Raw genomic sequence first — 22,462 nt, 5'->3', positions numbered from 1 at the left:
GCGCCGATCCGAATACACGGGCGCGCTATTTTGGCCAGTAGGTCCGTGAGAGCGGACGATCGACCACGCCAGACGTCCCCGACGAGAGGTTGCGCACCGATGACATCCGAGAGCACCGACCCTTACCTGTGGCTCGAGGAGGTCACCTCCGACTCCGCGCTCGACTGGGTGCGCGAGCACAACGCCCCGACCGTCGACCGGCTGACCGCGTCGAAGCGGTTCGCCGAGATCGAGGAACAGACTCTCGAGGCGCTCGATACCGACGACCGCATCCCCTACGTTCGACGCCGCGGCGACTACCTCTACAACTTCTGGCGCGACGCCTCCAATACGCGCGGCCTGTGGCGCCGCACGACCCTCGACTCCTACGGCACCGACGATCCCGAGTGGGACGTGTTGATCGACGTCGACGAACTCGCCAAGTCCGAGGACGAGAACTGGGTGTGGAAGGGCGCTACGGCGCTGCGCCCCGATTATCGGCGAGTGCTGATCTCGCTGTCGCGCGGCGGTGCCGACGCCGCGGTGGTGCGCGAATTCGACTTCACCACACGCACCTGGGTCACCGACGGATTCACGCTCCCCGAGAACAAGTCGACGGTGAGTTGGATCGACGAGGACAACGTCTACGTCGGCACCGACTTCGGTACCGCACCCGACGGGCACAGCTCGCTGACCGAATCGGGATACCCGCGCATCGCGAAACGCTGGACTCGCGGCACCCCTCTCGATGACGCCGTCACCGTCTTCACCGGCGAACCGTCAGACATCTCGATTCGAGCCGTCTACGACGACACCCCCGGCTTCGAACGTCATTTTGTCTCTCGCGCAACGGATTTCTTCAACTCTCTGCTCTTCGAGAACCGTGACGGCGAGCTCGTCCTCATCGACGTCCCCACCGACGCGTACGCGGGCGTACGACGCGACTGGCTGTTGGTCATGACGCGCTCGGAATGGTCGCCGACGGGTCCCGACGGTCCGACGTACGCGCCCGGCACACTCCTCACTTTCGACTATCAGGCCTACCTCGACGGCAACCGCGACGCCACAGTGCTCTTCGAGCCGGATGGCCACACCAGCCTCGTCGACTTCACGTTCACCAAGAACTACCTGATCATCACGACGCTGCACGACGTACACACGTCGATCACGGTGCTGACCGTAGGCGAGTGGTCGCCCGTCGAGGTAGCCGGATTACCGGGCCTGGCAACGATTTCCGTGCTCGACACCGATCCCGATCACAGCGACGAAGTGTTCTGGTCGGCCACGTCGTTCACCGAACCGCCCAGCCTGCTGCACGGCACGATCGGCTCCGACGACGCCACCGTGATCAAGCACAGCCCCGAGTTCTTCGACGCATCGGCAGTGACCACCGAACAGTACTTCGCGACCTCCGACGACGGCACGCTCATCCCCTACTTCGTCGTTCGACGTACCGACGTCACGAGCGGACCGACGCTGCTCTACGGGTACGGCGGCTTCGAAAATGCTCTCACCCCAGGCTATTTGACGGTTGCCGGGAGGGCATGGATCGAACGCGGCGGCATCTACGTGATCGCCAACATCCGCGGCGGCGGCGAGTACGGCCCCGCATGGCACACCGTGGCACAGAAGGCGGGGCGCCATCTGGTCTACGAGGACTTCTCCAGCGTCGCGAAGGATCTGGTCGTTCGACGCATCACGACCCCGGAACAGCTTGGTGCACAGGGTGGTTCGAATGGCGGACTACTGATGGGCGTCATGCTCACCCGCTACCCCGAGCTGTTCGGTGCACTCGTCTGCCAGGTGCCGCTGATCGACATGTACCGCTACCACCTTCTGCTCGCGGGAGCGTCGTGGGTTGCCGAGTACGGCAATCCGGAAGACCCCGAGGAGTGGGCGTTCATGGAGCCGTTCTCGCCCTATCAGAACATCCGACGCGAGGTCGACTACCCGCCGATCCTTGTGACGACCTCGACTCGCGACGACCGTGTACACCCGGGTCACGCGCGCAAACTCGTTGCGCGGCTTGAAGAAAACGGCCACACCGTCGACTACTACGAGAACATCGAGGGCGGCCACGGCGGCGCCGCCGACAACAAGCAGGCGGCATACAAGTCGGCGCTGGCCTACGAGTTTCTCTGGGAGACGTTGGGTGAGGCCGAGCCACCGGTGTCCTGATACCCCGTCGGGGCCGTACGGAGCTTCTGCGTAGCCAGGGTCACCAGCGCCTCAACGTCGAGGCGGGTGTCTCACCGAACTCACTGCGATATGCGGCGGCGAAGCGCCCCAAATGTGTGAAGCCCCATCGCAGCGCGACGTCGGACACCGTTGTCTCCGTGGCATCTGCAGCCCGGAGTTCGGCGTGAACGCGCGCCAGGCGGAGGGACCGGAGATGCTCGGACGGCGTCGTCCCGAAGTGCGTGCGGAATCCCAACTGCAACGAGCGCACGCTCAGTCCGACCTCGCCGGCGATATCGGGGATGCTCACCGGCGCGGACATCCGCGCCTCCAACAGATCCGCAGCGCGGCGCACAGGGCGTGGAACCACCACGTCGGTACGTTGCTCGTGCAGGCGGTCGGAGTAGTTGTTGTGGTGGCTGAGCAGCAACTGGTTCATGACCGCGTCGCCGAGTTCGCCGACGGCGAGGTGTCCCTGATCCGCGCCGATGAGATCGACGTTGTCGACGAGTGTCCGAACGAGCCGAACCCACGCGCGTTCGGCATCGCCGTCGAGTCGCATGGCCGAGTCGAATCGGACCGATTCGCGCGGAATATAGCCGAGGCGTCGACGTAGCCGGTCGTGCAGAGCGTCGCTGTCGATGTGCACGAGAAGCTGTCGGTTGCCCGTTCGCCAGCGCATCGATACCTGCTGCGTCGGTTGGAGTATCGACGCGACACCCGGTCCCGATTCCACCTCCCACCCACCACCGTGGATGCTTGCGTACCCCGCGAGTGGGATCTGTACGAGATAGAAGTCGTCGAGTTCTCTGGGATCGATCCGTACGGTACTTCCGTAATCGAGGTAGTAGAGCCCGACGCTGCCCAATTGCACGCCATTGAACTGAGCCGCGAACCCGTCGGAGGTATCGATCGGTGAGAGCTGATGCCGACAGAAGGCCTCGGCCACAGTTGATCTCGCGTTATCGACGTCCGCAGACGACGCCAGCTCGAATCGACGTAGCGGGACCCAGGACATTTCAGCCGCAGGCGCGGCGTCCGTGGTGATTGTCATGGCACTTCTCCCTGCTCGTAGCGCAAGGCTACTGCGATTTTCTGACTGGCGTCACGGAATCGTGTTAACTCTGCGTTCCACCTGAGATTCATCGCCGTCAACTTGTCGCGGCCGTGCGCGAAGCGGATAACACCTGCGCACGGCGCATAGACGCCCGGCCCCCGCATTCCTAGCTTGGTGGTCACCGCAGCGCCGGACACCCCACGTGGCCCGCGCAGTCTGCCCGCCACCGCTCGTCCAAGGAATCGGAGAATCCCGTGACATCAGCCCCACTGCCTACCGACGCCGATCGCACGGCACGCCCGCTGTCCAACCGCATAGCCATCGTGTCCGGGGGTGCCACCGACCTCGGCTGGGGAGTGACACACAGCCTGCGCGCCGCCGGGGCCACGGTCGTCGTCGCGGATATCGACGTCGATCGCGGCAAGCAGCTAGCGGATACCGACCCCGGTATCGATTTCGTCGAAACCGATCTCACCGAGGACGATTCGCTTGCAGAGTTGGTCGCGACCACCGTCGGGAAATTCGGCGGGATCGACATTCTGGTCAACCTGGCGTGCAGCTACGTCGACGACGGCATGGCGACCACACGCGCCGATTGGCTACGCGCACTTGATGTCAACCTGGTCAGTGCCGCTCTGCTGTCAGAAGCCGTGCGCCCACATATGAGCAAGCGCGGCGGCGGCGCCATCGTCAACTTCGGGTCGATCTCCTCCACAGTCGCGCAAACCGGACGCTGGGTCTACCCCGCCAGCAAGGCTGCCGTCGTACAACTGACCCGCTCGATGGCGATGGACTATGCCGCCGACGGCATTCGCGTGAACTCGGTGAGTCCCGGTTGGACCTGGTCGAAGATCATGCGCGAGATGTCCGGAAACGACCGCGCGAAGACAGACGCGGTCGCTGCACCTTTTCACCTGACTCGCAGAGTGGGCAACCCATCTGAAATCGGCGACGTCATAAGCTTTCTCGCCTCCGACGCCGCATCGGTCGTCACCGGTGCCGACTGGGCCGCCGACGGCGGATACTCGGCCATCGGTCCCGAGCGCTCGGAACCCGCCATCCCTCTGCTCGCCGAATAGTCTTCGCGCCAACCCATCTGGCGAAACCACCCGATCTCACCACAACCATCCGCACCACAATCATCACGAAGGAAGACACCATGTCGACAATCACCATCATCGGCGCCGGACAGTCCGGCCTGCAGCTCGGAATCGGGCTGCTGGACAACGGATACGACGTCACCATCGTCTCCGATCGCACTCCGGATCAGATCGCGGCCGGACGAGTCAGTTCCAGCCAATGCATGTTCGGCTCCGCGTTGGCTCGCGAAGCAGCACTGGGGTTGGACTTCTGGAGCAAAGAGTGTCCACCGGTCGAAGGTGTCGGCTTCGCTGTGCCCGGCCCGGACGGCACACCGGCCTTCAGTTGGTCTTCACGACTCGACCTGCCCGCCCAGTCGGTCGACCAGCGCGTCAAGATGCCGAAGTTCATGGACGAGTTCACCCGTCGCGGAGGCACGCTTGTCATCGATTCCGCCGACCTGGACGACCTCGAAAAGTACTCCTCTACAAGCGATCTTGTGATTGTGGCCGCGGGCAAGGGTGAGATCGCGAAGCTGTTCTCGCGCGACGACATCCGCTCCGTCCACACCGCACCCGCGCGCGCCCTTGCCCTGACGTACGTCACCGGGATGACGCCGCGCACCCCGTACTCGTCGGTCGCGTTCAATCTGATCCCCGGTGTCGGCGAGTATTTCGTCTTCCCGGCGCTGACGACCAGCGGACCCTGCGAAATCATGGTGATGGAGGGGATTCCGGGGGGCCCGATGGACTGTTGGTCCGATATCACCGGTCCCGACGAGCATCTCGCGCGCGCCAAGTGGGTTGTCGACACGTTCACTCCGTGGGAGTCCGAGCGCTCAGCGGGCATCGAGCTGACCGATCCCAACGGCACTCTCGCCGGCCGATTCACGCCTGCTGTCCGGCACCCGGTCGCCACATTGCCCTCGGGCGCCCCGGTGTTGGGAATGGCAGACGTCGTGGTGCTCAACGATCCGATCACCGGACAGGGAAGCAACAACGCCAGCAAGTGCGCGGCGTCGTATCTCGCGAGCATCCTCGAGCACGGCGACGCGCCATTCGACGCGACCTTCATGCAGGACACCTTCGAACGTTATTGGGACTACGCCAAATACGTGGTCGACTGGACCAACGCGCTGCTTGCACCTCCCCCCGAGCACGTCCTGGCACTCCTCGGTGGAGCGGCGGCCGACAATCGGATAACTCGCCGATTCGTCAACGGATTCGACGACCCGCGAGACTTCTTCAACTGGTTCATGGATCCCGCACTGGCAGCCTCGGAGTACCTCACTCCGGTCGCGTCATGAGTCGACGTATCGCCATCGTCGGCGCAGGGCAGTCCGGCGCGCTGCTGGCACTTGCGCTACGCCGCGACGGATACGACGTCACGCTGGCCACCGATCGCACCGCCGCAGAAATCCGCACCGGTCCGGTGTTGTCGAGTCAGTGCATGTTCTCCTCGGCCCTGGCCGTCGAATCAGACCTCGGCCTCGATCACTGGTCGGGCGAGATCCCCACCATCGAGCGCATGGCAATCACTGTCAGCGAGGGCGCGATCGACAGGGGCACAGGCGATGACACGGGCACAGGCGATTCCGCCAACTGCATTGATCCAGCGAATTCGACGACGTCATTCGTGGGTCACCTCGATTCCCCCGCCGCATCGGTGGATCAGCGACTCAAGTGCGCGCGCTGGATCGATGACTTCGTTGCCCTCGACGGCAGGATTCGGCTGGGCGAGGTCGGTACCGTTGACCTTCAAGAGCTGACCGCCACACACGATCTGACGATCGTGGCCAGCGGAAAGGGCGCGTTGTCGGAGGTCTTTGAGATCGACCGATCGCGCACGATTTACGATGCGCCACAGCGCATATCCACGATGGCCTATGTGACCGGCATGTCCTCCGATCCGAGCGCCGAACTGACGATGACGTCGGTGGCGGGCGTCGGCGAGTGCCTCACGATGCCTGCGCTGTCCACCAGCGGAACCTGCCAGATCATCTTGATCGAAGCGGTTCCCGGCGGACCGCTCGACCCGCGAGGCGCCCCGGACGCCCCAGGGCTCGATTCCCCTGGGCAGCGTCTCGAGTACATCCGCGCCGCCTTGACAGGGCATTTTCCCGACATCGCCCGCCGCGCAGGCGATATCGCACTCACCGACATGAACGCGACGCTGCACGGTGCGGTGGTCCCGCGGGTGCGCCACCCTGTGGCCACCTTGTGCAACGGACGGCATGTTCTCGGCATGGCCGACGTTGTGGTCCTCAATGATCCGGTGACAGGGCAGGGCAGCAACAATGCCGTGCACTCGGCGCATGTCTACCACCAGGCAATCACCTCGCATGGCGATCGCCCCTTCGACTCCGCTTGGATGCGAAGAACTTTCGAGAAGTATTGGCGAGGCTGGGGGCAATGGTCGGTCTCCTGGACGAACAGCATGCTCGCCGGTATCCCCGACCATGTGGAGACGGTATTCGCCGAAGCGACACAGTGGCCGACCGTCGCCGATGCCGTGGTCCGCGGATTCGACGACCCCCGCACCGTCTCGGACTGGTGGTTCGCCCCCGCACAAGCGCAGCGTCTACTCGACACCGCCCGCCGCGAGGCCAAGTCCGTGCACAATCGTCGCGAACTCCGGCGCGCGCTCGGGCACTACGCCACGGGAGTCACCGTCATCACCGCCAGATCGCCGGACGGTCGAAAGATCGGGCTCACCGCCAACTCATTCACGTCGGTGTCGCTCGACCCACCCCTTGTCTCCTTCTGTCCTGCCAGAAACGCGCCGAGTCTGGTGGATCTCAGTGCGGCCGGCAGGTTCGCGGTCAACATCCTCGCCGCAGACCAGCACGACCTGTCCCGTCAGTTCGCGACACCCGCAGAAGACAAGTTCGCAGGTGTGGAACACACCGAGGGCATCGACGGCACACCGCTACTCGATCGCGTTGTCGCGCAGTTCCAGTGCCGAACCGTGCAGCGCGTGGACGCGGGAGACCATGTGATCTTCCTCGGAGAGGTCGAGGAGTTCAGCGCACCCGGCGGAGAACCTCTGGTGTTCCACTCAGGCAGCTACCGACTCGTCGCAACACATCCCGACCACGCCTGACCATGGAGTATCGCCGATTCGATTACGACGTGCCTCGGGCGCCTCATACCACCGACGGGATGCGTTACGGGCCGGTAAAAGCTCGTATATCGGTATTGCGACGGCAGTCAATTTGACGCAATATCGAATAAGCCGATCCGTCATCGTTGCCGGCGTCCACCCATCCACCTTCTGTCCCCAGTCTGATCAGCACACCTGACGGGAATGAGCCACAGTGAACGACCAACCCTTCTGGAATCCGAAGACTGAGCAGCTCGACCGCTCCGAGCTCGACTCCTTGCAACTGACCAAGCTGCGCCGCCTGACCGAATGGGCCGCAGCACGCAGCCCCTTCTATCAACGCAGTTTTGCCGCAGCGGGTTTCGCGCCCGAGCAGCTGAAGACCAGAGCCGACATCAATCGAATCCCGTTCCTCACACGTGAGGACTGGATGCACAGCCAGGAACAGTGTCCGCCCTACGGAGAATTGCCGGTCGCCGATCACACTCGTGCGATCCGGATGCACACCACCAGCGGGACCAGCGGCAAGACCCCGCTCCGCGCGCTCGACAGCCGCAAGGATTGGGCGTGGTCAGCCGAAATGTGGTGCTACGCCCTGTGGGGTGCGGGCATACGTCCTCACGACATCGGTTATGTCGCTTTCGGTTACGGCACCTTCATCGGCTTCTGGGGCCTGCACAACGGACTGGAGAAGCTGGGCGCGCTCACCATCCCCGGAGGCGCACAGATTACCACCCAGCGCATTAGACAGATCATCGACTTCGACTGCACTGTTGTGGCCTCGACGCCGACCTACGCACTCCGGCTGGCACAGGAAGCCCAGGCCCTGGGAATCGACCTGCCCGCCAGCAAGGTGCACACCGTGATCCTGTCCGGGGAGCCTGCAGGTTCGATTCCCGAGACCAAGGCATTGATCGAAAGCCAATGGGGAGCCAAGTGTTTCGACACAGCGGGTATGACCGAGGTGTCGACGATCTTCATGTTCGAGCCCATCGATCAGCCCGGTGGCTGTCACATCATCGAGGACCACTTCATCGAGCAGGTCATCGATCCAGAGACCGGCGAGGAGGTCGGCTACGGAGAGCGCGGCGAACGCGTGTGTACCTCGTTCGGCCGCAGCACGATTCCGCTGATCCGTTATCGCAGTGCAGATCTGGTGGTCAAGGTGCCCCATACACGTGCAGGCACCGGCCGCACATGGGATATCTACGAGGGAGGAATCCTCGGCAGAGTCGACGACATGAAGCTGGTGCGCGGCACCAATGTGTATCCACGTGCGGTGGAGAGCATCGTGCGCGGCTACACCGAGATCGACGAGTTCCAGATCCGGATCGAACGCCGCGACATCCGCGACGAGATCACCCTTGCCGCAGAGCCGTTCGTCGCTGTCACCGACGACGAGTGGAACAGCGTGGCCACACAATTGAGCCGCGAGCTCGCCGACGCCCACGAAGGGCTGCGCTTTCAGTTCGAACGCGCCAATACAGGTAGCCTGCCGCGCTTCGAACTCAAGGCCAAACGTCTCGTCGACAACCGCTGAGTCGCCGACTCATCGCCTACCACCTCGCCTGTTGAGAAAGGCAAAATCCATGTCCCCCAATGTCACCGCGATCACCGGCGAATCGAGATCCCTCGATTTGCTCGGTACGCCGCTCGATCTCGCCGAAGACACGCTTCTCAACGTCTACGCGAAGCTCAAACACCTCGTCTCCGACGACTCACTGGCACCCTGCGTGGCGTCCAACGCGCGGGTCGCGCTGAGTGCAGTCGGTGTGGCACTCACCGATCTCGCCGTCGAGTTCGAACCCCTCACCGACCTGAGCTGCTGAACGGAGCCGAAATGAAGTACTCCATCATCGGCGGCGGCCCAGGCGGGCTGCTCTCGGCCATCCTGCTGAAACTCGACGACCCCTCGCATGAGGTCACCGTCTACGAACGCAACGCACCTGACAGCACATTCGGCTTCGGTGTGGTGTTCTCCGACGACACGCTGGCCAACCTCGAGGCGGCCGACGCGGTATTGCTCGACCGGATGCGCACGTACTACCGGTATTGGTCACCCATCGACGTCGACTATCGCGGCTATCACGAACGCTCCGAGGGACATTCGTTTGCGGCGATGGCCCGCAAGCAACTGCTGCTGCTGCTCGCCGAGCGCGCGGCCGAGCTGAAGGTCGACCTGCGGTTCTCCACCACCGCACCCCCGCTCGAGGAGTTGCGTTCGACGAGCGACGTCGTAATCGCCTCCGACGGAGTGAACTCGACCACGCGCACCGCGATCGCCGAGTCGCTGGAGCCGAGTCTCGATCGACGTCCGTCGAAGTACGCGTGGTTTGCCACCACCGCACCAGTCGACTGCTTCCGTTTTGTCTTTCGTGACACCCCACATGGTTTGTTCTGGGCCCACATCTACCCGTTCGACGAGCACACCTCGACGTTCATCGTCGAGTGTTCTCCGCAGACATGGCGTAACGCGGGACTCGACGTGTACGCCGAGCAGCCACGCCGTCCCGGCGAGACCGACGAGGCGTCGCTGAAGTTCTGCGAGGAGGTATTTGCCGACTATCTGAACGGACATCCGCTGCTGGGCAACAACTCCGGCTGGTTGAACTTCACCGTGGTGCGTAACGAGTCCTGGCACGACGGCAACACCGTCTTGATCGGCGACGCAGCCCACACCGCCCATTTCTCGATCGGCTCCGGCACCAAGATGGCGATGGAGGACGCCATCGCGCTGACCACCGCCCTGCGTGGGGTCACCGAACCCGACCAGGTCACCGATGCGTTCGACACCTACGAGCGCGAACGTATGCCCGTCGCCGCGTCGTTGCAGCGGTCAGCACAGACGTCGATGGAGTGGTTCGAGGACATCGATCGCTACCGCTCGATCCCGGCCGAGCAATTCGTGTTCCAGCTACTCACCCGCAGCCAACGCGTCACCTACGACAACCTCAAGATGCGCGATCCGAAGTTCGTTGGGCGCCTTGACGAGTGGTTCGCTCAGTCCGACAATCGCGCAGGCGTCGGGGTACCGGCGTCGACGCCACCGATGTTCTATCCGTTCACCATTCGTGGACTGACCCTGCCCAACCGGGTTGTGGTCTCCCCGATGGCGCAGTACAGCGCCATCGACGGCGTCCCGAACAACTGGCACCTCGTGCACTTGGGATCACGTGCGGTCGGCGGGGCGGGCCTGGTCATCACCGAGATGACCGCACCCACACCCGATGGTCGGATCACGCCGGGATGTCCTGGCCTGTGGAACGAGCCGCAACGCGACGCGTGGGCAGGGATCGTCGACTTTGTACACCAGTCATCAGACGCGAAAATCGCTCTGCAGCTTGGTCATTCCGGACCCAAGGGTGCGACCAAGGTGATGTGGGAGGGCATCGACGACCCGCTGGAGGAGGGTGCGTGGGAGATCATCGCCCCCTCACCGCAACCGTATCGCAGCGACAGTCAGGTACCTCGGGAGATGAGCGTCGACGATATTCTCGCCATGGTCGACGCCTACCGGGAGTCTGCGCGGTTGGCGGTATCCGCAGGCTTCGACATGATCGAATTGCACTATGCCCATGGCTATCTGCTCTCGGCGTTCTTGTCTCCGCTGACCAACACGCGCACCGATGAATACGGCGGTTCCATCGCCAACCGCGCACGCTTCGGTGCACTGATACTCGACGCCGTCCGAGAGGTGTTCGACGGCCCGATCAGCGTGCGTATCAGCGCAACCGACTGGGTCGACGGTGGCATCACCGACGACGATGTGATGACCATGTCGACGATCTTCGCCGAGCACGGCGCCGATCTGATCGACGTATCCACGGGCCAGACCTCGGTCGACGCCAAGCCCGCCTACGGTCGTCTCTATCAGACGCCGTTCTCCGACCGCATCCGCAACGTGCTGGGCATTCCAACGATCACCGTCGGTGCTGTCGCGTCTGTCGACGATGTCAACACCATCGTGCTCTCGGGTCGAGCGGACCTATGTGCCATCGCCCGACCGCACCTGGTCGATCCCTATTGGACGCTGAATGCCGCACTGGACCAGGGCTATCGGGCGGGTCCCATGCCCACGCAGTATCGGTCCGGCCGCAGCGCCCGTCGACGAGAGCAGACGCCGTGACCACGGAGCAGGCGGATGGCGACATCGTCCTCGACGCCCTGGGCTACCGCCAGGGGGCGCTCGACCGCACCCTGGGCATCCGCGTCGTCGAACTCTCGGCTGAGCATTCTCGGGCGGTGATGCCCGCTGCGGGCAACACCCAGGTCAGCGGACGGGTACACGGCGGCGCGTACGCGGCGCTCGCCGAGACCATCGCCTCCCTGTCGGCGGCGGTACACGCGGGCCCGGGACGTATCGCGCTGGGCACCGAGCTCGCCGCCAGTCACGTGGGCGGCACCGACGCGGGCGAGGTCCATGCCGACTGCCGGGCACTCTCGCTCGGGAGACGCCTCACCGTGCACCAGGTGGAGCTGCGCGCAGACGACGGCTCACTGTTGTCGGCCGTTCGCGTCACCAACTACCTCACGAGCGATCGGCAACCTGCCGCAGCCACCCCCGCATAGACTCGCTCCCACCATCCACCCCACCGCATCCAAAGACCGCGGCGTCCATCCACCACCGCGCCTTTATCACTGACCGACGAAAGGTTCTGCCATGACCGAGTCACTCACCACCGGGTCGGCAACGCTCGCATCATTTCTTGCCACCCTCACCGACGGCTCGGTGACGGTACTCGACCTCACAACTCCGCTGAGCAGCGAGACGCCCGCCCTGGTGCTTCCCGACCCGTTCGTGAATCTGATCGACTTCAGTCTGGAGGAGGTCAGCGCCTACAACGAACCCGGCCCCTTCTGGCGGCACAACAACATTCACACCGGTGAGCACATCGGCACCCACCTCGACGCCCCGATCCACTGGATCAGCGGTCGCGACGGCCACGACGTGTCGCAGATCCCCGTTGAGCGACTGATCGGACCCGCCGCGGTGATCGACCTGACCGACAAGGTGGCCACCGACCCCGACTACCTACTCAGCGTCGCCGACGTCGAGGATTGGGAGGCTGCGAACGGGACCCTGCCCGCGGGCGCCTGGCTGCTGCTGCGCACCGGCTGGGAGACACGCGGCGGCTCGCAAGCCGAGTTCCTCAACGTCGACGACACCGGTTCGCACACACCGGGTGTCTCCGTCGAATGCGCCGAGTGGCTGGCCACCCAGCGGCCCATCACCGGACTCGGCGTGGAAACGGTCGGTGTCGACGCCGGAATGGCTGGCGGTTTCGAACCCGCCTTCCCCGTGCACTATCACTTCCTCGGCAACGACAAGTACGGCGTCACGTCGCTGCGCAACCTCGGCCGGCTTCCCGCCACCGGTGCGGTCATCGTCGTTGCGCCGCTGCCGATCGTCGGCGGCACCGGAAGTCCGGCTCGGGTGCTGGCCTTGGTCGAGAAAGCGCCGTCGGCATGAGTTCGATCAGCGATGTGGTGGTGATCGGCTCGGGCATCAACGGGCTGGTCGTGACGGCCGAACTCGCACTCGCCGGGCGCTCGGTGACGCTGATCGAGGCCAACCCGGAGATCGGCGGTTTCATCGAGTCCGGTGAACGAACCGCACCGGGATTCATCCACGACACCTTCTCGTCGTGGCATCCGCTGTTCGTATCAGGAGCCGCCTACGGGGCGCTCGGCGACGAGCTACACGCGCGCGGACTGGTCTACGACAACACCGACGGCCCGGTGACCGCAGGCGCAGGGCCCGACGGCCGCGTCGCTGTCGCCCACCGCGACATCGACGCCACGCTGGCTGCTTTCGAGCATCCCGAGGACAAGGACGCCTACCTCGGGATGCTCGGAGATCTCGAAGCCAGAGCAGGCACCATCTTCGGTGCACTCGGCACCGAACTCGACCCATCGTCGATGGCCAGACTGGCCATGCGCACCCTCGGCAGTCAGCGCGCCGCCGGTACCGAGGCCTTGGTACGCGACGGATTGTCCAGCGGCCGCAGCTATCTGGATTCTCGATTCGACGGTTGGGAAACCGACCGACTCTGGTCTCCGTGGTTGCTGCACGCCGGCCTGGGTCCGGACTCGGCGACCGGCGGCGTGATGCTTCCCGTGATGGCGGGCACCATGCACCAATTCGGGTTGCCGGTGGTACGTGGCGGCGCGAAGAAATTCATCGACGCCTTCACCGCGTTGTTCGACGATCACGGCGTGGCAGTGGTGCGCAGCACCCCTGTCACCGAGATCGTGATGCGCGACGGCGTCGCGGCGGGAGTCCGCACCGCAGACGACGAGTGGCTCGCTCGGGATGCTGTGGTCGCAGGGGTCACGCCGCAGGCGCTCTACAACGAGCTACTGCCCCGAGATATGGTGCCGCCAAAGGTATTCGAACAGGCGAGGGGCTACCGGTACGGGCGAGCGGCCATGCAGATCCACCTCGCTCTGGATCGGCCGGTGGCATGGTCAGACGAACGGTTGCGCGAGGTGCCGCTGATTCATGTCACCGAGGGGGCGTCGACGATCGGGATCGCGTGTGCCCAAGCGCAGGCAGGTGTGCTGCCGGACCAACCGACGATCGTCGTCGGAGCGCAGTCACTGCTCGATCCGTCGCGCGCCCCGGACGGGGCTGCCACCCTCTGGATTCAGTTGCAGGAGCTGCCATTTGCACCGGTTGCCGATGCGGCGGGCGAGATCTCGACCACCGGCACCTGGACATCGGCGGTCGCCGAAGCGTACGCCGACCGCGTCCTCGAACGCATCGCCGCTCTCGCACCCGACCTGACGTCGACCATCGTGGCTCGCAACATCATCTCGCCGACAGATCTCGCGGGCCACAATGCCAATGCGGTCAACGGTGATCCCTACTGCGGCAGTGCCGAACTCGACCAGAATCTTCGCTGGCGACCGATCACCTCGCAGGGACGCCACCGCACCGGAATCGACCACCTCTGGCATATCGGGGCATCCACCCATCCAGGCCCTGGGCTCGGCGGCGGGTCTGGACATCTCGTCGCCCAACAGTTGCTGGCCCCGCGCTCACGCAACCCGATCGCAAGGTTCTTCTCGTGACATCACTACCCCAGACCACCATCACCCCATCCGACGACTCCGGCCAGCAACCCCAATCTGGCTGTCGCACTTACGGTCCGACGGTCGCCGAGGTGGTGGGCAGCGTCCTCGCCGACCTCGGCGTCGGACACGTCTTCGGTGTGGTCGGCAGCGGCAATTTCGACATGACCAACGCCCTGCGCGCGGGCGGCGTCGGGTATACCGCTGCCCGCCACGAGGGTGGTGCGGCGACCATGGCCGACGCCTACACCCGCATGTCCGGCAACGTCGGCGTGGTCTCGCTGCACCAGGGGTGCGGACTGACCAACGCGATGACCGGGATCGGCGAGGCCGCGAAGAGTCGCACACCGATGCTGGTGCTCACCGCGGATGCCCCTGCGTCGGATCTGCATTCGAATTTTCGGATCGATCAGGACGCACTCGTTACCAGCGTAGGAGCCGTCAGCATGCGCGTGCACGGCCCGCGAACCGTGGTCGCTGACGTGATACGAGCCGTCCGGACCGCGGTCACACAGCGTCGGACGGTGGTCCTCAATGTTGCGATCGACGTCGCTGCCACGCCCGCCACCGTCGTCGGCCCGGTCACTGCGGACATCACAGCCCAACGGGTACGTCCGAGCCGGGAAGGGCTGGCGGAGTTGGTATCTCTCATCAACGCCGCGCAGCGTCCCGTGTTCGTCGCCGGACGCGGCGCGCGAGATGCCGGGGCTCAGATCGCGGCGCTCGCAGAGCAGACCGGTGCACTCGTCGCCACGTCGGCGGTGGCCAACGGCCTGTTCACGGATAATCCCTTCTCACTGGGCATCTCCGGCGGATTCTCTTCTCCGACAACAGCAGAGCTACTGACCGAGGCGGACCTCATCGTCGGATGGGGTTGCGCACTCAATAACTGGACGATGCGGCACGGTGCGCTGATCGGCCCGGAGACCGTCGTCGCGCAGGTCGACGTCGAAGTCGACGCCATCGGTGCGCACCGGCCGGTCCGACTCGGCCTGGTCGGAGACTGCGCACTCACCGCGGCCGACGCTCTCACCGAACTCGAAATCACCGGCGCGCCAGCATCTGTCGGCTACCGCACACCGGATATCGCGGCGCGCATCGCCGCATCGTCGCGCTGGCGGGATGTGCCCGTCGACGACATCTCCACTCCTGAACGGGTTGATCCCCGACTGCTGAGCATCGCGCTCGACGACATCCTGCCCGCCGAGCGCATCGTCTCGATCGACTCCGGAAACTTCATGGGGTACCCGTCCACACATCTGGGGGTGCCCGACGAGTTCGGTTTCTGTTTCACCCAGGCCTTCCAGTCCATCGGACTGGGGCTGTACACGGCGATCGGCGCCGCTACCGCGCAACCCGATCGGCTCCCCGTTCTCGGCACCGGCGACGGCGGTTTCCTGATGGCCATCGCCGAGCTGGAAACAGCTGTGCGCCTGAACATTCCGCTCGTCGTGATCGTGTACAACGATTCCGCGTATGGCGCCGAGGTCCATCACTTCGGAGATGCCGACATGTCCACGGTGACATTTCCCGACGTCGACATCGCGGCGATCGCGCGAGGATACGGCGCGACAGGAGTCACCGTACGTTCGATTGCAGACCTGGACCCGGTCCGCGCGTGGATCACCGCGGTCGAGTCAGGCACCCAGACGGGGCCGTTGGTCATCGACGCCAAGATCGCCTCCGACGGTGGCGCGTGGTGGCTGAAAGAGGCGTTCGCCAATCACTGACTCCGGTGGCAATGCGGCGCATCGACAGACGCGCCGCATGCCGCCGGCGTGTCGTATGGTGTCAATATGACGACCGTCGCCACACCACACGGAGCCGACCTCACAGCTCCGGCGCCGCGCCACCTGATCGTGACTCTGTTCGCGATGTATGCCCGACCCGAGAACAATTGGCTCTCGGTGGCTTCCGTCGTCCGGCTGATGGAAGATCTTGGCGTCGACGGACCGTCGGTCCGTTCGTCGATCTCACGACTCAAGCGCAAGAACATTCTGACCAGCGTCCGCCATGATGGTCAGGCTGGATACTCACTGTCGCAGCCAGTTCTCGACACCATCAACGACGGCGACGACCGCATTTTCGGTCGTCGGCGCGCGACTCTCGACGACGGGTGGGTGATCGCGGTTTTCTCGATACCCGAGTCCGAGCGAGACAAACGGCACGCACTGCGCACAGCGCTGACCCGACTCGGATTCGGGATAGCTGCGCCCGGGGTGTGGATCGCCCCGGCCGTCATCCTCGATGAGGTTCGGAAAATGTTGCAGCGCAACGAGATGGAGCCCTACGTAAGTCTATTCGATCACTGCGTACTCACCGACGACGCCGCGGCAAAGGTCGCGTCCTGGTGGAACCTCGAGGAGTTGGCGAACCAGTACACCGCCTTTCTCGATCACTATGCCCCACTGGCGCAAGACATCTCGGGCGAGATCGGCACCCGTCGCGCTTTTGTCGAATACGTCCCGATGCTGACCACCTGGCGTCGACTGCCCTACCTCGACCCCGGTCTGCCACTGCAAGTGCTTCCCGAAGGATGGCCGGGAGTCGACGCCGCCCAACTCTTCAGCGAGATCGACGCATCACTGCAGCCAAGAGCACGTGAACACGTGCAGTCGATCGTGCACATCTCCTAGCTCAACGGCGCACCGAATCAGCTTGCAGCAGCAGCGATCCCCTGGATCTCGATCATCGCTTCCTGCTGCCACAACGAGGTGACGCCGATGCCCGCCATCGCGGGATAGTCGCTCACTCCGGTCATCTCACGCCAGATGCGTCCAATCTCTTTCCCGTGGGCCTGATAGTCGGGGATGTCGGTGAGGTAGATGGTCACCGAGAGCAGCCCGGCCGGATCACCACCGGCGGCTTCCAACGCAGCGAGCACGTTGCCGAACGCCTGGCGAAACTGCTCGACGATACCTCCGTCGACAATCCTCCCCTCCGCGGTCAACGCCGTTTGGCCCGCAAGAAAGATCAGACCGCCGTGGCGGGTGGCATGCGAGAAGCCGGAGGGCTTCAGCAACTCAGGGGGATTCACAAACGAGACGGTCATGCCTACTTCTCCTCAATTGGTGCGCGACATCGATACGTCGTATATCGTAGTTGTCACTGGCGTCAATTGCACGCTATATGTGTTGCCTGTTCCACAAGGACCCGAGGAGACCGGTGTGACCCGAACGAGCGCGGACGGCGATGCGGAAAGCGGCGGGCGCGGACCACATCCGACGATCCTGGCGACCCTGCGTGTCTCGGAGAGCACACGCTGCGCCGTACGCACCGGTGACACCTATACGCTGCTGTCTGCTCCAGATGTGGGAGCGCTTCTGGCCGAACCCGATTGGCGCGCACAGCTGGCCGGCGAGGCTCTATCAGAACCTGCCGCCCAGTCCATTCCTGTCGCCGAGGCCGACTACGCGCCGCTGGTCACGAGCCCCGGAAAGATCCTCTGCTGCGGTCACAACTACGCGGGCCATATCGCCGAAATGGGTAGGCCGACACCGGAGCATCCGACGCTGTTCGCAAAGTTCGCGGACACATTGACCGGCGCACGTGACGACGTCGTCTTCGACGCCGCGGTTGCCGAGGGACTCGATTGGGAGGCGGAGCTCGCGGTGGTCGTCGGTGCGACGATCCGCAACGCCGACGCCACGACCGCGCGTACGGCAATCGCCGGATACACGGTCGCCAACGACATTTCGGTCCGACCGTGGCAGCGCCACACCGGACAGTGGCTGCCGGGCAAAGCATTTGATGCCACCACTCCCCTCGGTCCGGTACTGGTTGGAGCCGACGCCTTCGACCCCGCCGACGGCCATGACATCCGCTGCACGGTCAACGGCGGTGTCGAGCAGGAGTCCGACGTCGCCGATCTCGTGTTCGATGCGGCGGCCCTCCTCTCCTACATCTCGACCTTCACCACCCTGCGACCGGGCGACGTGGTTCTGACCGGCACACCCGCAGGCGTAGGTGCGGCATGCTCGCCGCCACGCTCGCTGAGCCACGGTGACGTCGTGGTCACCGAGATCGAGGGATTGGGACGGTGCGAGAACCGCATCGTCGTCAACTCGACTGTCCTCAACTCGACCGCCAACTGAGAGGCACACCTACCATGTCCACCTCCGAGAAGCTCGCTGCTTCACCCGAATTCCCCTGCGGCACCGTGCCCGTCGTCACCAGGCACGGCCAAGAGCACCAGGCGACAGCACAATCCGGCGGCGCCGTGCGCGTCTCCGGGGTCAGCCCGCAGCACACCCCTGCCACCAAGATCTGGTACGGCAAGGTTTCCAACGAACCCGGCTACCGCTCGCTGCCGCACCACCATGGAGAGGCAGAGACCGGCGGCTACGTGCTGACCGGACACGCTCGAATCTACTTCGGCGACAACTACTCCGACTACATCGACATGAGTGCGGGCGACTTCGTCTTCGTGCCCCCGTTCATGCCTCACGTCGAGGCAAACATGAGCACCACAGACGAATTGGTCTGGCTGACCGCACGCACGCCCGACAACATCGTGATCAACCTCGACGACGTCGATGATGCTCTCTTAGAAGGGTATTCGCGCGCATGAGCACCTCGACGTTCAGCCTTCTCGACGCATTCGATCTCACCGGCGGTGAACGGGCCGACACCGGCGAGTACGCCTTTTCGGCGCGACACCAGGTGATCCCCTCCGGCCGTGCGTACGGTGGCGAGGTGGTGGCACAGGCCGTCACCGCGGTGACACGGACCGTCGGTGAGGACAGGTCTATCCATTCCTTCCACGGCTATTTCCTCCGGCCGGGCGACGTCAACGAATCCACCACGTGGACCGTCGACGCTACGCGGGACGGGCGCGGCTTCTCCGCCCGCGCGGTGACCGGCACGCAGAAGGGCAAGCAGATCTTCACCGGCTTGGCGTCGTTTCACATCGGTTCGGAGTCGGTATCACATCAGCTGTCGGCGCCGGACCTACCGAATCCGGAGTCGTTGCCCACCTCTGCCGAACTACTGGCCGGAAGCCGGGTACGTGACGCGCAGTATTGGTCACACGAACGGCATTTCGACATCCGGCACCACCCCGGAGCGGTCTACACGTCCGTGTCCGGACCGCGCGTACACCAACAGGTGGTGTGGCTCAAAGCTTTTCAACCACTGCCGGACGATACCGCCGTCCACCGGCAGGCACTTGCCTACCTGTGCGACTACACCCTCCTCGAACCCGCACTGCGCTACCACGGCTTTGCCTGGGCCGACGACGGCGTGGTGACCGCGAGTCTCGATCACGCCATGTGGTGGCACAACGACGGCCGTGCCGACGAGTGGATCGCGCTCGTTCAGGACGTACCGATCAGCGGGAACGGACGGGCACTGGCGACCGGCCGCATCTTCGATTCGAACGGCGTGCTGCTGGCGACCGTCGTCCAGGAGGGCATGGTTGCCTTCCCGGCTCGCGACTGATCGGCGACACGCCCCTGCGCTGCCGCCGTAAGCTACTGCGGTGCAGCCGGTTCGACTGAGTCTGAATGCCGTAGACGCCAACGCTCACGCCACCGACGGGCCGAGGCGACGGGGTCCCACGCCTCGCCGCGACCGCGCGTGATCGGATACCACGCCAGCCCGATCAGCGCGGCGCTCAGATGGCCGATGTTGGTGAAACTGAGGTCGGTGATCACCGGAACGGCGTAGTAGATGAACACTCCCGCGAGGTAGATCCATCGCCAGGGTCGCGCGATCCGATAGGTGAGTACACCGACGACCCCGGCGAAGAAGTAGCTGACGCCGACATCCTGCACGTGGATCATGTCGGCGCTGCGGACGCCCTCGTGGATGGCGAGCCCTAGCACACCCTGACTGACGAACGTCGCGATGATGTGCGCCGATGCTCCGACGAGGAGCCAGCGCCACGAGCCAAGCCACCGCTCGGCCGGCACATGGAAGATGCAGAAGGCCACCGCCCAGGGCAGCCAGAACGCGCCGTCGATCCAGAACAGGCTGGTCCATAGGACGTGGATCGGATCGTGCGTGAGGTGTTCGAGGTTGGTCGAGCGTGCGCCGAGCACGCGATCGAGGTCGGCCGGGCTCATCAGGTGCTGCGCGATGGTCGTCGCCAACAAGACCGCGAGCCACAGGAACGTCAGTGGTGCGCTGCGAAGGCAGGACACGAGGTGGGCGGCCACACGTCGTGGTCGCCGGCTCGTCGTCGTGTCACCGGTTGCCTGCGTCATCGTGCTCAAGTGTGACGCACCGACGGCTGCTGCGCCCGCGATCGACGCTGACCGAGGTCATCCTCGGAGGAACCTCACAGCTCGTGCAGCCACTCGCTGACCAGGCGAGGCGCGGCCGGATCGCGCGCCCAACGGTTGTGCCCGAGTGGTGCTGCGATGTGCCGATGGTCGACGGCGCCGCGGGTGAACTTCGCGGTCATGGCGCCCATGACCTGCGGCGGTGCGTCGGTGTCGGCGCCGATCGTCACCGCGAGCACCGGGATGTCGATCTCGCCGAAAGCGGCCTCGTAGTCGATGTCGGCGCCGCGGGGACTGAATCGGCCGTGCCTGTTCAGATACGTCCAATCGCGGATGAGCACGCGGGACTGCCTGCCGTAGCCCTCGACAACCGTTCCCGGCCAAAAGCCGACAGCATGCGAAATGCGGTACATCGCGAGCGGCCCCAACGAGGCCCGCAGACCCGAGCCGCCGCGGTAGAGCCTGTGGAACGGCACACCGGAGGCGATGAGAATGAGGCCGCTCAGTCGATGACTGTCGTAGGCACCGAGGTGCGCCTGTCGCGCCGCATACAGCGACGCAATGTGTCCGCCCATCGAGTGACCGGCGACGAATAGCGGGCCTTCGGGGACCTGTCGTCGGGCGACGGCGATTGCCGACGGCACGTCGTCGACAACCATCTCCTGCTGGCCGAACGCGCTGGCGCGTGACGGGCGCGGCCTGCTTGCCCCCTGCCCGCGCAGGTCTGCGCACGCCACCGACACCCCGGCGGCGGCGCAGCGGGTGGCGAACAGGTCGAAGTAGCTTGCCGGAGTTCCCAGTCCGGGAAAGAGAACGATCAGCGGCGTCGGGGCGACCGAGTCTGCGACGAAGATCCGCAGCGGCGTGCGAGTGCCGTCGGCGAGCACGACGTCGTCGATGACGTCGGGAGCGCGCTGCGGGGTGGAGAAGCCGGCACCCGCATTGGAGAAGGTCAACGCCTTCCGCCGAAGACCAGACGCACCACGACGCCGAACACGAAGATGCCGGCACCCACCAGCATCGAGATCACGCCTGTCCATTGCAGTTCTTGCGAGATGGTGTCGATCACGACGTCGGCGACTGGTTTGGCGCTGTTCTCCGACGACGAGAGGTCGTTTTTCACATATGTCCCGTAGAGGTTCGCGCCCGCCCAGCACACCACGCCCGCGATGACCGCCGCGATGCCCAGCCACGCGATCACGGTTCCACGTCGCCTCGCCACGAGCAGCGCGATGACCGCAGCGATGATCCCCACGATCACCGACACCTTGCCGATCGTGGTGATCTGCTCGCCCGCCCGGTGATATGCGCCCGCGTGTAGCCCGGTGTTGCCGCTGGAGACCGGGATCGTGATGGAGCCGGAGACCGTGACACCGACGCGCGCGCTCGCGAGCACGCGGTTGACCATCGGTGTGATGTCGAGTTGCATCGGCGCATTCGGGTCCGACGCCTCGTCGAACAGCCATTGGTGCTGCTGCTTCGCGACGTCGGCGAAGTCGGCCGGGAACTGCGAGCTGTTGGTGTAGGCGTTTGCGAGCGGCCGCACGACGGACTCGGCTCCCGAAATCGACGTGCGCGAAGCGATCTCGTCGGTGATCTGGCCTGCGAGGTAGTCCTTGACCGCCTGGTCGTGACCGACCGGCTCGATCAGTGAGCTGAAGCCGTCGTCGCTGACGATTCGTTCGCTGATCCACACAGCGGGCACTGCAAGAACGATGGCTACGACCGCGACGATCGTCGCCAGACCACTGAGGAAGGTTCGCACGGC

At 64.7% G+C, this 22,462-nt stretch carries 20 protein-coding genes; 15 read left to right on the top strand and 5 right to left on the bottom strand.

Going from position 1 to position 22,462, the window contains the following annotated elements; genetic code table 11:
* Nucleotides 1–99 precede the first annotated feature (99 nt).
* On the top strand, nucleotides 100–2,157 hold the full coding sequence (locus A5785_RS21410; RefSeq protein WP_064869011.1) for a prolyl oligopeptidase family serine peptidase: 2,058 nt from the start codon (nucleotides 100–102) through the stop codon (nucleotides 2,155–2,157).
* Between the two features lie 40 nt (nucleotides 2,158–2,197).
* Here the strand turns inward: A5785_RS21410 and A5785_RS21405 are convergent, their stop codons facing one another.
* A complete protein-coding gene (locus A5785_RS21405) occupies nucleotides 2,198–3,211 on the bottom strand; it encodes an AraC family transcriptional regulator (RefSeq protein WP_082937875.1) in 1,014 nt (337 codons plus the stop codon).
* 257 nt (nucleotides 3,212–3,468) lie between these two features.
* Between A5785_RS21405 and A5785_RS21400 the strand changes: the two genes are divergently transcribed.
* The 11 genes from A5785_RS21400 (at nucleotide 3,469) to A5785_RS21350 (ending at nucleotide 17,106) form a co-directional block, all read left to right on the top strand.
* Nucleotides 3,469–4,293, top strand: a complete 825-nt coding sequence (locus A5785_RS21400; protein ID WP_231894125.1) for an SDR family oxidoreductase — start codon at nucleotides 3,469–3,471, stop codon at nucleotides 4,291–4,293.
* A gap of 80 nt (nucleotides 4,294–4,373) precedes the next feature.
* Complete coding sequence (locus A5785_RS21395; protein WP_064869017.1) at nucleotides 4,374–5,600, top strand: styrene monooxygenase/indole monooxygenase family protein; 1,227 nt, start codon at nucleotides 4,374–4,376, stop codon at nucleotides 5,598–5,600.
* Nucleotides 5,597–7,396, top strand: a complete 1,800-nt coding sequence (locus tag A5785_RS21390) for a flavin reductase (RefSeq protein ID WP_064869020.1) — start codon at nucleotides 5,597–5,599, stop codon at nucleotides 7,394–7,396. The genes A5785_RS21395 and A5785_RS21390 overlap by 4 nt, the downstream gene beginning before the upstream one ends.
* Nucleotides 7,397–7,610: 214 nt before the next feature.
* Nucleotides 7,611–8,936 (top strand): phenylacetate--CoA ligase family protein, encoded by a 1,326-nt coding sequence (locus tag A5785_RS21385; RefSeq protein WP_064869023.1) that lies wholly within the window; start codon nucleotides 7,611–7,613, stop codon nucleotides 8,934–8,936.
* A 49-nt stretch (nucleotides 8,937–8,985) separates the two neighbouring features.
* Complete coding sequence (locus A5785_RS21380) at nucleotides 8,986–9,225, top strand: hypothetical protein (protein WP_064869026.1); 240 nt, start codon at nucleotides 8,986–8,988, stop codon at nucleotides 9,223–9,225.
* 11 nt (nucleotides 9,226–9,236) lie between these two features.
* Complete coding sequence (locus tag A5785_RS21375; RefSeq protein WP_064869029.1) at nucleotides 9,237–11,522, top strand: oxidoreductase; 2,286 nt, start codon at nucleotides 9,237–9,239, stop codon at nucleotides 11,520–11,522.
* Nucleotides 11,519–11,965, top strand: coding sequence for a PaaI family thioesterase (locus tag A5785_RS21370; protein ID WP_064869033.1), 447 nt, complete (start codon nucleotides 11,519–11,521; stop codon nucleotides 11,963–11,965). Before A5785_RS21375 ends, A5785_RS21370 begins: the two co-directional genes overlap by 4 nt.
* A 91-nt stretch (nucleotides 11,966–12,056) precedes the next feature.
* Nucleotides 12,057–12,866: a cyclase family protein gene (locus tag A5785_RS21365; RefSeq protein ID WP_064869035.1), complete on the top strand. Its 810-nt coding sequence runs from the start codon at nucleotides 12,057–12,059 to the stop codon at nucleotides 12,864–12,866.
* The gene (locus A5785_RS21360) at nucleotides 12,863–14,470 is read left to right on the top strand and encodes a phytoene desaturase family protein (RefSeq protein WP_064869038.1); all 1,608 of its coding nucleotides are present in this window, start codon (nucleotides 12,863–12,865) and stop codon (nucleotides 14,468–14,470) included. The genes A5785_RS21365 and A5785_RS21360 overlap by 4 nt, the downstream gene beginning before the upstream one ends.
* A gap of 95 nt (nucleotides 14,471–14,565) precedes the next feature.
* Nucleotides 14,566–16,200 carry a thiamine pyrophosphate-binding protein gene (locus A5785_RS21355; RefSeq protein ID WP_082937876.1) on the top strand — a complete coding sequence of 545 codons (1,635 nt, stop codon included), beginning with the start codon at nucleotides 14,566–14,568 and terminating at the stop codon, nucleotides 16,198–16,200.
* A 66-nt stretch (nucleotides 16,201–16,266) separates the two neighbouring features.
* The gene (locus A5785_RS21350; protein ID WP_064869162.1) at nucleotides 16,267–17,106 is read left to right on the top strand and encodes a PaaX family transcriptional regulator; all 840 of its coding nucleotides are present in this window, start codon (nucleotides 16,267–16,269) and stop codon (nucleotides 17,104–17,106) included.
* A 17-nt stretch (nucleotides 17,107–17,123) separates the two neighbouring features.
* Here the strand turns inward: A5785_RS21350 and A5785_RS21345 are convergent, their stop codons facing one another.
* Nucleotides 17,124–17,522, bottom strand: a complete 399-nt coding sequence (locus A5785_RS21345) for a RidA family protein (RefSeq protein ID WP_064869043.1) — start codon at nucleotides 17,520–17,522, stop codon at nucleotides 17,124–17,126.
* A 115-nt stretch (nucleotides 17,523–17,637) separates the two neighbouring features.
* Between A5785_RS21345 and A5785_RS21340 the strand changes: the two genes are divergently transcribed.
* From A5785_RS21340 to A5785_RS21330, 3 genes are read left to right on the top strand one after another with little or no spacing between them, the layout of a single operon-like run.
* The gene (locus A5785_RS21340; protein WP_231894126.1) at nucleotides 17,638–18,564 is read left to right on the top strand and encodes a fumarylacetoacetate hydrolase family protein; all 927 of its coding nucleotides are present in this window, start codon (nucleotides 17,638–17,640) and stop codon (nucleotides 18,562–18,564) included.
* Between the two features lie 14 nt (nucleotides 18,565–18,578).
* On the top strand, nucleotides 18,579–19,040 hold the full coding sequence (locus tag A5785_RS21335) for a cupin domain-containing protein (RefSeq protein WP_064869046.1): 462 nt from the start codon (nucleotides 18,579–18,581) through the stop codon (nucleotides 19,038–19,040).
* Nucleotides 19,037–19,909 carry an acyl-CoA thioesterase gene (locus tag A5785_RS21330; protein ID WP_064869048.1) on the top strand — a complete coding sequence of 291 codons (873 nt, stop codon included), beginning with the start codon at nucleotides 19,037–19,039 and terminating at the stop codon, nucleotides 19,907–19,909. Before A5785_RS21335 ends, A5785_RS21330 begins: the two co-directional genes overlap by 4 nt.
* A 32-nt stretch (nucleotides 19,910–19,941) precedes the next feature.
* Here A5785_RS21330 and A5785_RS21325 read toward each other — a convergent pair whose 3' ends face one another.
* From A5785_RS21325 to A5785_RS21315, 3 genes are all read right to left on the bottom strand, one after another.
* Nucleotides 19,942–20,676 (bottom strand): rhomboid-like protein, encoded by a 735-nt coding sequence (locus tag A5785_RS21325; protein ID WP_082937878.1) that lies wholly within the window; start codon nucleotides 20,674–20,676, stop codon nucleotides 19,942–19,944.
* A gap of 74 nt (nucleotides 20,677–20,750) precedes the next feature.
* On the bottom strand, nucleotides 20,751–21,650 hold the full coding sequence (locus tag A5785_RS21320; protein ID WP_231894127.1) for an alpha/beta fold hydrolase: 900 nt from the start codon (nucleotides 21,648–21,650) through the stop codon (nucleotides 20,751–20,753).
* On the bottom strand, nucleotides 21,647–22,459 hold the full coding sequence (locus A5785_RS21315; protein ID WP_064869171.1) for a hypothetical protein: 813 nt from the start codon (nucleotides 22,457–22,459) through the stop codon (nucleotides 21,647–21,649). Before A5785_RS21315 ends, A5785_RS21320 begins: the two co-directional genes overlap by 4 nt.
* Between the last annotated feature and the right edge of the window lie 3 nt (nucleotides 22,460–22,462).

The organism is Gordonia sp. 852002-50395_SCH5434458 (assembly GCF_001665905.1).
In the GTDB taxonomy this organism is placed as follows: Bacteria; Actinomycetota; Actinomycetes; order Mycobacteriales; family Mycobacteriaceae; genus Gordonia; species Gordonia jacobaea.
The sequence above is the reverse complement of the archived record's forward strand: the minus strand, read 5'-3'. Positions and strand labels throughout refer to the sequence as shown.